Here is a 14,618-nt window from a genome sequence, read left to right as displayed (position 1 = left end):
TAGGCGCGGATTCTGACTCAAGACAGCCGGTCTTGTCAAGTTCGTACCCAAATCTGGACACATAACTCCTTCAAGCATCTGACGATCTGAAGTTGGAGAAATTCGAGATTCGGGGTAAACTCTGCGTCGGATTTTAGTAATCATAGATCTGCACGGCCCAATGTAGGCGCCGTCACCATGTCGGTCGGCAAGGAGGCTCCGATGTCGCATCCACCGCTTCGCTTCGTTCACGCCAGTGATTTTCACCTGGAAAGTCCCCTGGGAGGGGTCTCGGAGGTTCCTCCAGAAAGACGAGATCTGTTCCTCGAAGCCCCTTTTCTGGCTGCCAGCCAAGTATTTGAGACCGTATTAGCTGAAGGAGCTGACGCGCTACTACTTTCCGGCGATTTGCTCGACTCAGAACTGGCCGGTCCCCGGGCCGTAGTATTTCTTCGCGATCATTTCCAGAGGCTCGCCGACCATGGGATCCCTGTCTACTGGGCCTGTGGTGAGGTGGATGCCCCCGACACTTGGCCGGCCTGCGCGAAGTTGCCCGAGAACGTTCACATTTTTCCTGTTGGTCATGTGGCGAGTTACGAGCTGCTGAGGGACGGGAAGCCGGTGGCCCGCATTCAGGGGGTTAGCCGTACCCCGGGAGTAGCCCCCGACGACAGTGGATTTCATTGTGATGCTTTGGGGTTGTTTACCGTCGGGATAGCGTATGGAACGGCAGCCTCGCCTGGCGCTGAGGGAGATCGCGTCGACTACATGGCACTCGGGGGGCAGCATCATCGACAAACCGTGGATCAGTCCCCGGGGATCGCCCACTACTGCGGGACACCGCAGGGCCGCGACCCCAGCGAAGCGGGACCCCGGGGTTGTACGGTGGTGCTCGTGGATGACGCGGGACAGGTAAAGACAAACTTTGTTGCCACGGATGCAGTTCGCTGGATTTCGGAAATCGTGGAAATCACGGCAGGCACCGACGAGGACGCCCTCATGTCGCAGATCGAGGATCGAATTGCCAAATTACGCACCAAACACCACGGCAGCGAGTTGCTGATCACCTGGGAGATTACTGGTCGAGGCAGCGTCGTCAATCACATTCGATCCGGGGGAATCAGTGACAAAATGGTCGACGTGCTACGAAGACGCTACGCCACTCAATCCCCCGGAGCCTGGACGGTGGGCATTGAATGCCGCGCTCCGCTGGATGTGCCCCAGGAATGGGTCGACGAAGAAACGATCATGGGCGATTTGCTGCGAGATTTCCGCAAACTGGAAGCAGACTCTGACATTTCGCTCAAATTGGAGGAGTTTCTCCCCGCTGAATACCGCGACGGCTCGCTGGCCGACGTGGCAGTCGTCGAACCAGAAGATCGGGCCGAACTGCTCTGGGCGGCTTCAAAACTGGGAGTCGACCTCATGGACGGCGAAGAAGTGCTGAGTAGAGGCTAGAGGATAGTAATTTGCCGCGACTCAACGAGTCGCAGAGAAAATGAACTCATTTAACTTATTGAGCCAAATCTTATGAGAATCAAGAAAATTCACATCGACGGGTTCGGCGTGTGGCACGATCTGCACCTTGGAGGAATCTCTCCGAATCTGACGGCCTTTTACGGTGCCAATGAAGCCGGCAAGACAACGCTCATGCAGTTCTTGCGGTCGGTCCTGTACGGCGTGTCACCGACCCGGCGAAGTCGCTACCTCCCGCCAATCAACGGAGGTCGCCCCGGCGGAATGATTGAATTGTCCGATGGCCAGCAGACGCTTACCGTTTCACGCTATGCCGACCGAGATGACATTGATTTGGGCCTCGTCTCCATCACCGACGAAGAGGGGCATTCCACAGGCGATCGCCTGCTCCGGGATGCGCTCGCGGGCATCGACGAGGTCACGTATGAAAACATATTCGCCTTGGGACTGGGCGAAATCCAGAGACTCGGTTCGCTCACCGACACCCAAGCTGCCGAGTGGCTCTATCGGCTCACCTCGGGGCTAGACCGTGTAAGCCTCTACGACGTGATCCAAGGTCTCAGGCAAACTCGCCAAGGGCTGCTTTCCAGTCGGGAGCAAGATTCCCAGATCGCGAAGCTGCTAAATCAACGAGAGGTTCTCCGGGGCGAGATTAGCCAGCTAACGCAGCAAAATCGTCGCTGGGCACAGCTTGCCGTGCGAATCGAAGAACTTGATTCCGAAATCATCGCTCAGGAAGCCGAAGTCTCTGCTGCAGAACATCAAGCCCGCACGGTGGAAATTGCCGTGGGACTCAAAGAGAATTGGCGACGCCGGTTGAAACTCACGGCACAAATTCAGCAAATCAGCGGTGCGATCCAGCTCCCTGAGGACGCCGCTTCTCGGCTCGACTCTCTCAACAGCAAGATTGAAGAACACCAGCGCGAGGCAGATATTCTTGAAGGACAGCGCCGCCAACTAAAAGAAGAGACCGAACGACTGGGAATCAATGAGCTCCTGGTAAAGAATGCTTGCCGGATTGATGCTCTCGCCGAACAACGCGACTGGCTCTTTTCGCTTGATCGCCAGATCGGGGACCTTAGTGGCGAATCTCGCGATCTACAGCAACGACTCACGACGGAACAGGAACGTCTTGCCGCGGCGCTGGGGATAACCAGAACAGGTCACCTACAGGAAATCACGACATCTGAGTTTGAAAGTTTGCACCCTCTGCTGGATGATATTCAGGCTGCACAAAAAAAGATTGATTTCGAGACAAAGGAACTCGCAAGTCTGGCCGAGAACGAACGGTCCCTAAAGTCCCGCATTGAGTCCGCGATCGTCGCAGGAGAGCACCATGGCTTGCCGATGGACCTTGAGGAGGCCAGCGACCTCGTCGCTCGGCTGCGTCGTCGGTTGCAAGTGGAACAACGCCTTGAACAGGCCCGCAGCCACGAGCTTGACCTTGAGCACCAGAGCCATGAGCTACTAGAAGACCAAGTTTTGCCTCTTTGGATGTTTGGCTGGACTCTCGCAGCAGTGGTAATCGGAATGCTGTTGGTGGGACTATGGTTGTGGGTACCTAACAATCCCCTGGGGAGTCATGGCAGTCTCATCGCCCTGGCCGGGCTAGCCGCCACAGTCTTCATGTTCGTCTTGAAGTACTTTATCGAGGATAGTGCTGCCGACAAGCTTGACGCTTGCCAGCGGCAAATGGAGTCGCTTGCCCGCCAAGTAGAAGAAGCCGAGCGAGACAAGCAGTTACTTGACGCGGAACTAACTCTTACGGATGGCTCCGCAGTGCTGCGACTGCAAGCTGCCGAAAAGCATTTGGCAGAATTGGAGAACGTTCTTCCAGTGGAAGCTCAGCGGAAAAGGGCTGGGCACGAAGTCTCCTCGGCTGAATCACGCCTTACCCAGGCCAAGGCGCAATACGACAAAGCGCTTGCAGCCTGGAAAACTAAACTCGTGGGGCTTGGATTCTCTGAGAAACTTGATCCGCAGCGATTTGTTGCCGTAACGGAACGTTTCTCCGCGCTTGGTGACCTCGACGAGCGAGTCAAACTTCGCCAGGAAGAAATCGTTGCCCGTCAACGGGAACATGCTACTATCACCCGCCGTATTCGCGATCTAGCCCTTGAAGTCGGCTGTGTTCAGGACGTAGACGGTGAAAACACTGCTATCGACTTGTTGGAGACTCTCATAGCTGAGCGTCGCAAACAACTTGCTGACGTCGAGCGCCGTGAGCAACTTTATGAGCGCGCGAAGGAGTTGAAGGCCGAGGAAGGACAGCACCGTCATACCATCGCTGGAATTCGTCGGCGCCGTGAGGCGCTCTTTCAGGCAGCCGACTGCGAAGATGAATCCTCCTATCGGCGACTCATTGATGAACAGGAGCAGTCCCAAAAGCTTCGCAGCCAGCGAAAACGAGTTACCCGTGAAATTATCGCAGCTATTGGCAATCACGCATCCGAAGAAACCTTTGCGACGCTGCTCGACCCAGAGTGCATCGACCGACTCGACACGTTATGGGAGCAGTATTCCAACGAATTAGAGGCTTCACAAACGGAACTTAAATCGTTGGTCGATCAGCGAGGGGCTCTGCGGCATGAGCAACAAACGCTTGTTGAGGATCGGTCCCTCGCTGAGCGACAGCTAGAGCTGAGTTGCCTCGAAAAGCAACTCTCCAACGCCCGGCAGGCCTGGCGAGAGCATGCCACAGTTAGCCGCGTCTTGGAACGGGTTCGCCATCACTACGAGGCCAATCGCCAACCAGAGACGCTGGGCGAAGCGACTCGCTATATGTCGCAACTAACGGGCGGTGAGTATCGACGTGTGTGGACTCCTATCGCCGACGACATCTTGTTGGTGGAGAATTCCGCCGGGGAATCAATCACCATCGACAAACTCAGCCGCGGCACAAGAGAGCAACTATTCCTAAGTATCCGCTTGGCGGTTGTTTCGACTTTTGCCAAGCGAGGTGTACGCTTGCCAATGGTTCTTGACGACGTGCTGGTGAATTTCGATGCCATCCGCGCCCAGCGAGCTGCCAAGGTCCTGAAAGATTTTGCCGACGGCGGACATCAACTTCTGGTATTCACCTGTCACGAGCACATGTGGCAAATGTTTAAAGCCCTTGAAGTGGATTGTCGGCGGCTTCCAAATCGTACGGGTATCACGCTCGAAATCGTTGAGGAACCGCCAAGCGAGATCGTTGAAGAGGTACTCGCAGAGGAACCACCACAAGTTCCAAAGAAATCACGCAAGCTCCGACGAGTGAAAGTGCAAGAGGTAATCGCTCCCGAGCCGGTTGATTTCTACGACTATCCCTTTGTCGAGCGAGTGGAAGAGGAAGTGGTACGGTCACCAGTCACTCAAACCAGTAGCCCGGTAGTTGAGTACACAGTTCCCGCCGCGGAAACCACCTACGAATGGCTTTGGGACGGGGAAGAGAACGATCAAAAAGAACAACTTTATGAGCATTCGATCCATGACCATCTCGAGCCCCATAGGACCTATCGTTGAGAATTGTACTTCCTATCCCTCCTGATTCGGCAACGGAGTGAGATTCAAGCAGACGGTTCTGCCTTTTCCCAGTTCTTGGTGCGATCTACGGCTTCTTGCCAACGGGCTCGAAGGACTTCTGATTTAGCGGGGAGCATTTGAGGTTCAAAGCGTTGGTCAATTTTCCAGTGGTGAGCAATATCCTCTCGGCTGCCCCATACTCCACTCGCCAGACCAGCTAGATAAGCAGCCCCCAGTGCAGTCGTCTCGGTAACCGTGGGGCGAACAACGGGCAGTTGTAAAATATCTGCTTGAAATTGAAGCATTGCATTATTGACACTAGCCCCCCCATCCACGCGCAGCTCACTCAAATGGACTCCAGTATCGCTACGCATCGCTTCCAATAAATCGGCAACTTGAAACACAATCGATTCGATTGCTGCTCGGGCAATATGTGCTGCAGTGGTTCCACCGGTAATGCCCAAAATCGTTCCTCGGGCATAGGGATCCCAATGCGGCGCACCCAAGCCAGCAAACGCGGGCACAAGGAACACGCCTCCGCTATCGGGCACGGAACTGGCAAGAGCCTCTACTTCGGAAGAGGATTTAATTACCCCCAGCCCATCACGCAGCCAACTAACCACAGCCCCCCCGACAAAGACACTCCCTTCCAGGGCATATTCGATCTTGTCGTCAATCTTCCATGCAACCGTGGTGAGCAAATTGTTCTGTGAAGCAGCGGCCTCGGTCGAGGTATTCATGAGCATGAAACAACCGGTGCCGTAGGTGTTCTTGGTCGCACCCTTCTCAAAACATGATTGTCCAAACAAGGCAGACTGCTGGTCGCCAGCAATCCCCCCGATCTTCATTCCTGAAAGCTGAAGTGATGAATCTACTTCTCCGTAGATTTCGCTAGAGGGGCGAATCTCTGGCAAGATGCTGCGAGGTATACGGAATAATTCTAAAAGTTCATTATCCCAATCACCCGTGTGAATATTCATCAACAACGTACGTGATGCATTGGAAACATCCGTTATGTGGAGTGAGCCTCCTGTAAGCTTATTAACTAACCAGGTGTCTATGGTTCCACAGGCGAGCTGACCTGAATCTGCCAACTTGCGTGCCGAAGGAACATGGTCCAGAATCCAGGCAATCTTAGTCCCACTGAAATAGGGATCTAGTAGCAATCCAGTTTTCTCTCGAACTGTTTGCAAATGCCCTGCTGATCGCAATTTTTGGCAGACATCAGCCGTGCGGCGATCCTGCCAGACAATCGCTGGGTGGATCGGCTGCCCCGATTTACGATCCCACACAACCGTCGTTTCGCGCTGATTGGTGATACCCAAAGCTGAAATATCAGCAGGCTTTAGCCGCGCCGAGTCCAAGACGGCGGTTACTACCTCGAGTTGAGATTGCCAAATTTCCTCAGGGTCATGCTCCACCCACCCCGGCTGGGGGTAATATTGCTTAAACTCATTCTGCTCGATCGCTTTAATGTCACCCGCATCAGAAAAAATAATCGCGCGCGAGGAGGTGGTCCCTTGATCGAGGGCTAAGAGATAGGGCATTCGTGTTTTCTCCATTGGAAAAACATCAAATATATAAATTGGATTCAGAGTTTAAACTCAACCATGTTCTTTCCAGTTTCGTACGAAACTTCTAATCCAAGTTCTGTATCTGCATTGTATTTTGATGGAATTTCGATATCCGGGTGAGTGATCACTACGCGATAGAGCCCTTGGTGGACCCCTTTTAATCGTTTTAAATCATCGGGCAAAAATGCACTGTCGATACCTAGCTGCGCAGACCCCGAGTCCTGAGTGACTCCTTTCGCTGGTTTCACCACATCGTGGAGGAAATCTTCGGGAATCAGCTCGACATTCGCTCCAGACAAAGGTCGGCCCTTAAAAAAGACACGGCAGGCCAAGTTAGATACGCCAAGGCCACTGTTGGTCCACATAGCTAATCGATCCGTCAATTCTTCCTTGTCGATGCTCTTGTCATTATTCTTATCAAAACTGCCAATTGCTGAAAGCAGTGAGGGACAGTTCTTTAGCTCATCCTTCGATAGCTTACTATCGCCATTTGTATCGTATTTGCTAAGCGCGTCCTCCGCTGCCGAATCTGCATCAATATGTGGAACTTCAACTGCGCCCGGTCGACCATAGCAACCAAGTATTGTAACGGCACCAAAAACAAGTGCCATAAGCTTATAATGTGAACTTCGCATGAGCATTGTTCTCCTACGCTACCAGTTGATTCTTTCTAATTTTGTGAGAGTAAAACAAATCACTCTGTGCTGGCTTCCATGCGAATAGCTGATGAAGGTCTTTCGGTGTGAGACACAGCGGGAGTTTGGAACGAAGAAGTCCCTGATCGCATGTTCTCTAGCTGGGAAATTGCTTGGCGGAGGAACTCTGGTCGATTCGTAGTAATTGAGTCAAATCCCAGTCGCTGTAATTCTCTGGCATCATTTGAGTCGTCAACAGTCCATGCATGCAAGCTCAAACCAGCTTCTTGACATCGAGAGATGAACTGTGGATCAAGCAAATCCATTTTTGCCCTTACATCAACTCCGTCCGCTCCAATGCGTTGAGCGACATCCACTATAACATCTACAGAGGGATACCAAAGGCCCTTGTCATTGTCCTTCTGAAAATCGACGAGCCAATAGGCCTCAATGCTTGGCATGACCAACTTAGAGGTTCGAATAACGTCTTTATTAAACGAAATGATCCGCAACTGCTGGGCCTCTAATTTAGAACCCATTAGCAAGGGCTTCAAATACGGCAAGATCTCTGGACCGCATTTGATTTCGATGTAGAGAATCTTTCCTGACGGAATGACAGCCAGTACTTCCTGCAGAGTCGGCATCCGTTCGTTACAGAATTGCGGCCCCTTCCAGCTCCCTACATCCAGCTTCTGCAAGACCTCTAAAGTGGACTCTGAAACTTCTAGGTCCTCGCCACTGACACGTTGTGTATCTTTATCATGTATACAGACAATATGCTTATCTGCTGTAAGATAAAAATCACCCTCCACCGCATCCGCACCTTGTTTCCAAGCAAGATTAAATGAACTAATCGAATTCTCCGGTGCATCCGCCGATGCCCCGCGATGTGCTACGATAACTTGTGCTAAAGCAGATTTAGCTTTTCCGACAGTTTGGTTAAATATTAGAAGACAAAGCAGAACAGCGATTTTCATGTATTTCAATCTGAGAGGAGATCGTCACTATATCATGACAAGGAGAAGGAGATAGAGGCACTCTAAATTGCAACACTCTCTTTGTGTTTTGTCACTCTCTAAGGTGACTATAACTGGGAATTGGATACGGTTCTTCCATCGTTGCGGACCCCGAGCCATCGATGAGTCTCTTCGTCGATATCGAATGAAATGCTTTGAACGGAGCCATCGCACATCGACATATTGAAGACTCCTGGATGGGCACTGCCAAAGCTCTCCGGCAAAACTAAACTAGGTCGATCCTGGAAAGGAGGTAGTTTAGTGGAACGTTGAACGTCTCGATTGAATCCGGTGAAGATCGTTTCATTGTCTCCAGTCGTGTACATGGGAGAACCAATGGCCCCTACCCCTTCGTAGGCCTCTGGACGGAGGTATTTGTCGCCAATCAAATAGGTTTGCGAAAGCCCGTCCTCAATCTCAGCGAGCCGCAGCTCGCTATGCATGTCACAGACACCATTCCAAGGATGTTTATCATCTTTGAGCCAGGGATAATTAGGGTTTTCAGCTTGCGCAATTGTCGTTGGGCCGTCGGGGCCGTCCGCCGTGTCAGTGTCGCCGACCGAGATCGCATAATCACTCTTGCCAGAGAACTCTAGCTTTTCGCAGTTCCTTGGCGTCCAGTGCGGCTTGACTCCTGTTGGAACAGCTGGACGGCGACTGGGACAAATAAAATCCGCAATTTGGATCGCATTCATGTCTGCCAAGAGCTTTCTTTTATCTGCGCCGTCGGGTAGACCTTTTCCCATATTCCAGATATTGGCTTGTTCCATAAAAGGAAGAACCGAGTAGGTCCAACCTCCTGGTTGAGACTCGCCAAAACCCCGGTCAGGGTCCCCCACCCAGTTCCAGCCCCAGCCTCCACTAGGCATATAGCGATGGGTATCAGTGTGATTCTGCACAGCCAATGCAAGCTGCTTTATTTTGTTCGTGCATTGGATGCGGCGGGCTGCTTCCCTGGCAGCCTGGACCGCCGGCAAAAGCAAGCCTACCAATACACCTATGATTGCGATTACCACCAAGAGCTCGACTAACGTAAAGCCGTAATTTGATCGGGATCTGCCAAGTTGGGCTGATCTCATTTTGAGTTCCTTTTCGTTACCTTATTGGATTAAAGCAATAATAAAAGAGACTGCCATGATGCTCTAAATTAATCGCGAAATGAAAGGAAAATTCCTTAAGGAGTCTTTTTCCAAGTGATCTTGGGCTCTCATCTCGCACGCCGCAGCATCAGAGCAGTCACCCCCATGAATGCTAATACAAAAGCTCCTGGTTCGGGAACGCTCGTTCCCAATAGATTGAAGTCAAGTCCGGCCAGCCCCCCAGATTGTAGTTGTTGATCAAGGATGATGGCGTCTTTCAGGTTCACGATGCCGTCTAGATTGATGTCACCCCACCCCCAGGTCTGCCAGTCACCGACGTTTATTTCGTTCAGAGCGCCCTGGAACCGTTTTTCCTTCATCCAGCCAGCCACAAAGGGTGTAACATCTCCCTGGTTTACAAAACCGTCGCGGTTGATGTCGCCAGCGCGAAGAATGCCGCCATTGGGAATTAAAGCAATTTGGTCGGCAATCCATATGTTGTCGGCTAATAAGTTGAATGTGCCGTAATTTTGTCCGGCAGGTGGTCCTGCGAGTGACGAATTATCTCCATATACATACATTTCAAGATTGTCGACGACTCCTTTGAAATAGTTATCGAATACGGGAGTAAAGCCATCACCGGAGATTTCTTCGGCACCTACGGCCAGAACGCCTACTCTCATCCCATTGTCTAATTCGCCTGGGGTAGGATTACCGTTGTTGGCAGAAACTGCCATTCCATTGACATAGACCACGCTTGTAAAACCCGCATCAAGGACCGACCCGCCGGGCAATGTTTGAGGAGCGCCTGGATCAACCGACCGATATACGTGATGCATTACGTGATACCATTGATTGCCGACGACTGGAACGGTAGCGCCGATGAGTCCGTCTGTAACTCTACTATCGTTGGACTGAGTCCATTTACCATCAGCGGTGATTGATACGCCACCCGCAGCCTGGGTGTCAAAAACAATGCCTTGACGATGGGTACCGAGCGCTGAGGCGTCTGGGCGAACCCACATCTGCAATCCACGAGCAGTAATGTTGTCGTAATTATAAGGAAATGGGAAGAGGAGGGGACCGATACCTACAAAATCGGGGCCACCGGTCTCATCAGGTCGGTTAAGCGGCGTTCCTGAAAGGACATTGTTGATGCCATTGAATTGAGCACCGAGGTCACCCGTGGCAGCTCCAGGTCGATTCAATCCGGTGGAACTTACGTTCACGTAGGTAGGTGAAGTACCTCCAAATCCAACTGAAAGATTTTGTTGGTCAGAAGAGGATTGAGAGACTGAGTCCAGCGTATTGCTTGTAGCTCCATCGCCGAATTTGTACAGGCGATCCGTGGTCTTGGCTGCTAATGCCAACTCCGTGGAGCAGATCGTCATAGCTAAGCACGCCAAGGGCAATAACATAAATGAATTACCCATCATCGTGGGTTCCTCACTAGACGTTCGTTTTCTCCTGAAGCTAAGCGATGCAGCGATTAAGCCGAACACCAACAATCCGGCAGTATTGGGTTCTGGAACGGCTGCCGAAGCGGCAGCTAGACTACTGTTTCCATAAGTGCCCTTCCATGCGGCGAGGTCCTGGCCATCGACATCCATGTCGCCATCAGCATCCCCCTGCGAATTCGTAGCCGAGCCAGTTAAGCCAAAACCACGTTGCCAGATAAGGAAGTCTTTCCCGTCAACATCTCCATCGTTATCAAAATCTGCGTCGACGACAGGTGAAATGAACTCGACCGCCGCGCCCGTCAAGAAGCCTCCCGTTCCCGTCACATGATATCCGAAAGAAACATTAGCAGGTTTGCTGGTATCAAAGGCGTTTCCTAGGGAAATGGGCGTCATTCCGTTCGCAAACACACTGCTGCCGAAACCATAGGATTCGATCAACTGATGCGCTCCAATGCCACCAGCTTCTTCCCAGCCGTTTCCTGTTCCTGGTGCTCCATTCCCTTCAAAATCTTTATCTTGAAGACTGCTCCAACCACTCGGATTCAGGGAATTCGTAGAACTAGTTATTTCATACGAATCAATGTCAAAATTCTGTCCCGATGTGTTTTCTAGAGATACGTTTCCAGTCGTGGTATTAACGATGAGTTTTAGCTGGGGAGTTACACCACCGGTGACTTCGGCGAAGTTCAGGTCATCGATGGCACTCCGCACGGTATTTGCACCTCCATCGTCGAAGTGGAGTCGATAACTCTCGTTATTGTTGCCTGTGTAGTTGAAAGTTACCGTTTCCATACTTCCTGCGCTCAGGAGTCCTGTTGTTTGGGTGGCGACCGTGCTCATATCTGAGAGTCGGATCAAATTAATTGTCCATGAATAGGCAGGCTCTCCTTGGTCTGTCGCATTGCCAATCTTGAAGGAATTTAGCTTGAGGGCTTTTCCTCCACTCACCGTAAAATCAATTGTCGGGTCGGCCGGCAGTTCAGAGTGCTGGCTTAAATCCAGATCAAACTGCAACACAGGAACATTAAACCCGGCACCAGAGAACGAAGCCGCACTGTGGAATTCTAAGATGTCAATATCTGGACCACCTGGCGTTACACCTCCTGTGGGAGCCCAAGTGAGGGCAATATTTGGAGTAAAACCTTCAGCACCAGCCGTGGCACCGATGATATTTCCTGCGGTGATGTTGCTGCCGTAAGTAGTATTGATGTCGCTATTGCTTGCGGGAATAGCTCCAGCAGCATTCATGTTGAAGTTGAGAATTGTAGCCCTTGACGGTCCGGCTAATGTGAATAGCAGAGCCAGCGCACCGATAAGTGCTATACATTGAGATTTCACGAAATATCTCCGTTGATGTTGAAAATGACTACTAGGGGATTTCTCTCGTCTTCCTGGTCTTACACCTAGGCAAGAGACCAGCGCGGTAATTACCAGCAAACCCGAAGTTGGTTCTGGAATGGCTTCGAGGGCGGCCCAAGCGGCTGCCCCTTGTGATGCAATAAAGAGACTCTTGAACAGTACGAAATCGACGATGTCATTGTCCTTGTCACCATCTAAATCGCCTTGCTGGTAGGCAGCCGCTAAGGATTTGTTCAACAGATCGACTCCGCGTCCAGCATTAAAAATAGGCCAATCCAAGGCTGTGACGCTCCCGTCAAAATTCAAGTCCCCGATGGCGTAGCCGCTCGTTGGACCATTGACGTACTCGACACTGTATTGATTGATATTGCCATTAGCGAGTACTAAATCCAGCTTCAAGTCTTCAAAGGGTGATTTGAGCCAGGCAATCCCTTTGGGATTAGGGGATGCTTGGTTGAGAACCACCGAGGCAGAGGCAGCAATTGTGCCACCATTCCCTCCGAATTCATATTCACTCAAATCCGAATTGGTTCCCGCTTGAGGAAGTTTCGTCCAGTCGTCGTTGATATCCACCGATTTATTACCGTTCACGTCGTAGTTACCGGAGATCGATTTCCAGCCGGTTTGGTTCATCGAACCGGCTTCGGAGGTAATCGAATAGCCTTTGATATTCACAGCTGAGGAGCCAATGTTGGTAAGCGTAATTCCACCAGTAGAGCGATCTACGGTCAACTTGAAAACCGGTGCTCCGGCCTGCAAAGTCTCACTGAAGCTAAGATCATCCAAGGCAGTTCCAAACCCCGAATCGATTTCACTTGGAGTTCGGGTAAATCGCAGTGTGTAGGCCGAGCCTGGGGTACCTGTGAAACCTACGTTAATGGTTCCTGTATTACCGTCATTTGGCACATTCACTGTGTTACTAAAAGCGGTGCCGACAACTTCCCAAGTCCATTCGGCAGTCCCACCTTGATTGTTCGCTCCGCTCAACAGGAACGAATTAATTACAACGGATCGACCATCGATGGGTTTAAAGAGAATCTCTGAAACGCCATCTTTCCCTTCGAAACGATTTTGATCAATTTGGGCCACATGGACTGGAGATTCGTGAGTCCAAGTGGTTGCGGTGTGATACTCCCACTCATCAGGGACATTTCCCAGCCAAGTGAGTCCAATCTTTGGTGTGGCTCCCGATCCGTCAGTCGTTACGAAACCAGTGCTATTGCCAGCTATGTTGCTGCCGTAATTGAGCGGAATGTCCTCATTGTTACCGCCAGCCGCATTATCAAACGTAATTCTTGTCGCATGGGCCGACTGGACCAAGAATGCACCAACAACAGAAACAAACAATAGGGAATTTATTCGGGTTATCATCGTAGCCTCTCTAAATGCCAAAGTGCCGCTTTGCGCAAGTTAAATAAGAAAAAACCGCCAGGAGTCCGCATAGAACGGAGTGAATCGAAGCGGGTTCAGGTATGGATAAGAGGTTCTCTAATGCGTTCAATCCCCGGCCTTGGATATACAGATTCTTGAACCTCACGAAATCTGCAATATCATTGTCAAAGTCGTCGTCCATATCTCCCCAGGCATGCGCTTCGGCGAGGGACATTCCCTTCAGATCGACACCCCGGCCCGAGTTGTATTGGAACCAATCCTCATTAGTAAGCATTCCATCTCCATTCAAATCCGCCCACTCAGGCGTATTGATCACCAACTGGTGTAGGGAAGCTGGTTGGTTCGTTGTAATTCCGTCGATTCCAAAATCAATAAGTTGTTGCATTCGTGCTTGGCTGTCGACGGTCCAGGCATGCAGTTCCATGCCATTGGCATGCACCAGGTCGACGACTGACTGATCGATCGTACTATGATTCCAGTCCAAAAAGTCGACCCCCTGGGCTTGAATCTGGCTGATTGTTGTTTGTGTTAGGGTACCGCTGCCCAAGGCTCCCAAGTTGTAATTTGTATCCAAGGCATCCATGTCGCTGAGAAAATTCCAATCGAACGAGATCACACTAAAATCTGTAGTCGCCAGTCCCATTGTCACGAACTCATTGTGATAGGCTTGAGCATCGCCTGCCTTACGTTCGACAAGAGGCTTTAAGCCCACTGAGATTGCGGAAGTCATTAATTCGTTCATGGTCGGAACTTGTTCGCCTACATACGCGGGAGAAAACCATGATCCCGCATCAAGTGTTTTTGTTTGTGCCAGCGTCAGTGAGGAGACACTCCCCGTGCCGTTGGTTGTGCGATTGACTGTGCCGTCGTGCATGACAACTAGTACCCCATCCGAAGTCGGACGAACATCGAATTCAGTTAAGTCCGCTATTCCCTGCGCCGCAACAACAGAGGCAATGGTGTTTTCGGGTGCCACAGCCGAATAACCGCGATGTGCTTCCACAAGTACCCTGCCCACTGCCAGTGGAGTACTTGCGATGAAGACGATCGCCGCCAAAATAAATCTACGATAGCCGATAATCATTCTCAGCCAGAGGATTCGAAGCTCGATTCCTCTTGGTCCAATTCTCTGTCTGTCAACAAA

The 14,618-nt window shown here is 51.3% G+C and carries 8 protein-coding genes; 2 read left to right on the top strand and 6 right to left on the bottom strand.

All coding sequences use genetic code 11. The annotated features are described in order from the left end of the window. Window positions 1-201: 201 nt before the first annotated feature. Both Pla144_RS15820 and Pla144_RS15815 read left to right on the top strand, forming a co-directional pair. Window positions 202-1,437, top strand: a complete 1,236-nt coding sequence (locus tag Pla144_RS15820) for a metallophosphoesterase family protein (RefSeq protein WP_146451638.1) — start codon at window positions 202-204, stop codon at window positions 1,435-1,437. A gap of 72 nt (window positions 1,438-1,509) precedes the next feature. Beyond that, entirely contained in the window at window positions 1,510-4,959 is a 3,450-nt protein-coding gene (locus tag Pla144_RS15815) for an AAA family ATPase (RefSeq protein ID WP_146451637.1), read from the top strand. A 44-nt stretch (window positions 4,960-5,003) separates the two neighbouring features. Here the strand turns inward: Pla144_RS15815 and glpK are convergent, their stop codons facing one another. The 6 genes from glpK to Pla144_RS15785 all read right to left on the bottom strand — a co-directional run bounded on the left by glpK (window position 5,004) and on the right by Pla144_RS15785 (window position 14,558). After that, window positions 5,004-6,506: a glycerol kinase GlpK gene (gene glpK / locus Pla144_RS15810; RefSeq protein WP_146451636.1), complete on the bottom strand. Its 1,503-nt coding sequence runs from the start codon at window positions 6,504-6,506 to the stop codon at window positions 5,004-5,006. A gap of 44 nt (window positions 6,507-6,550) precedes the next feature. Beyond that, window positions 6,551-7,168, bottom strand: coding sequence for an EF-hand domain-containing protein (locus tag Pla144_RS15805; protein ID WP_146451635.1), 618 nt, complete (start codon window positions 7,166-7,168; stop codon window positions 6,551-6,553). A gap of 59 nt (window positions 7,169-7,227) precedes the next feature. After that, window positions 7,228-8,145: a glycerophosphodiester phosphodiesterase gene (locus tag Pla144_RS15800; RefSeq protein ID WP_146451634.1), complete on the bottom strand. Its 918-nt coding sequence runs from the start codon at window positions 8,143-8,145 to the stop codon at window positions 7,228-7,230. A 107-nt stretch (window positions 8,146-8,252) separates the two neighbouring features. Continuing rightward, a complete protein-coding gene (locus tag Pla144_RS15795) occupies window positions 8,253-9,263 on the bottom strand; it encodes a DUF1559 domain-containing protein (protein WP_146451709.1) in 1,011 nt (336 codons plus the stop codon). Between the two features lie 128 nt (window positions 9,264-9,391). Next, window positions 9,392-13,453, bottom strand: a complete 4,062-nt coding sequence (locus Pla144_RS15790; protein ID WP_146451633.1) for a PEP-CTERM sorting domain-containing protein — start codon at window positions 13,451-13,453, stop codon at window positions 9,392-9,394. Window positions 13,454-13,463: 10 nt separating this feature from the next. Continuing rightward, a complete protein-coding gene (locus tag Pla144_RS15785) occupies window positions 13,464-14,558 on the bottom strand; it encodes a glycerophosphodiester phosphodiesterase (RefSeq protein WP_146451632.1) in 1,095 nt (364 codons plus the stop codon). Window positions 14,559-14,618: the final 60 nt, after the last annotated feature.

This window comes from Bythopirellula polymerisocia (assembly GCF_007860015.1).
In the GTDB taxonomy this organism is placed as follows: domain Bacteria; phylum Planctomycetota; class Planctomycetia; order Pirellulales; family Lacipirellulaceae; genus Bythopirellula; species Bythopirellula polymerisocia.
Note: the sequence above shows the minus strand (reverse complement) of the source record. Positions and strands in the feature narration are given on the sequence as shown.

Excerpts from the sequence above, each read along its gene's own strand:
- Pla144_RS15820 (WP_146451638.1), top strand. The coding sequence starts at position 202 with ATGTCGCATCCACCGCTTCGCTTCGTTCACGCCAGTGATTTTCACCTG.
- Pla144_RS15815 (WP_146451637.1), top strand. The coding sequence starts at position 1,510 with ATGAGAATCAAGAAAATTCACATCGACGGGTTCGGCGTGTGGCACGAT.
- glpK (WP_146451636.1), bottom strand. The coding sequence starts at position 6,506 with ATGCCCTATCTCTTAGCCCTCGATCAAGGGACCACCTCCTCGCGCGCG.
- Pla144_RS15805 (WP_146451635.1), bottom strand. The coding sequence starts at position 7,168 with ATGCGAAGTTCACATTATAAGCTTATGGCACTTGTTTTTGGTGCCGTT.
- Pla144_RS15800 (WP_146451634.1), bottom strand. The coding sequence starts at position 8,145 with ATGAAAATCGCTGTTCTGCTTTGTCTTCTAATATTTAACCAAACTGTC.
- Pla144_RS15795 (WP_146451709.1), bottom strand. The coding sequence starts at position 9,263 with ATGAGATCAGCCCAACTTGGCAGATCCCGATCAAATTACGGCTTTACG.
- Pla144_RS15790 (WP_146451633.1), bottom strand. The coding sequence starts at position 13,453 with ATGATAACCCGAATAAATTCCCTATTGTTTGTTTCTGTTGTTGGTGCA.
- Pla144_RS15785 (WP_146451632.1), bottom strand. The coding sequence starts at position 14,558 with ATGATTATCGGCTATCGTAGATTTATTTTGGCGGCGATCGTCTTCATC.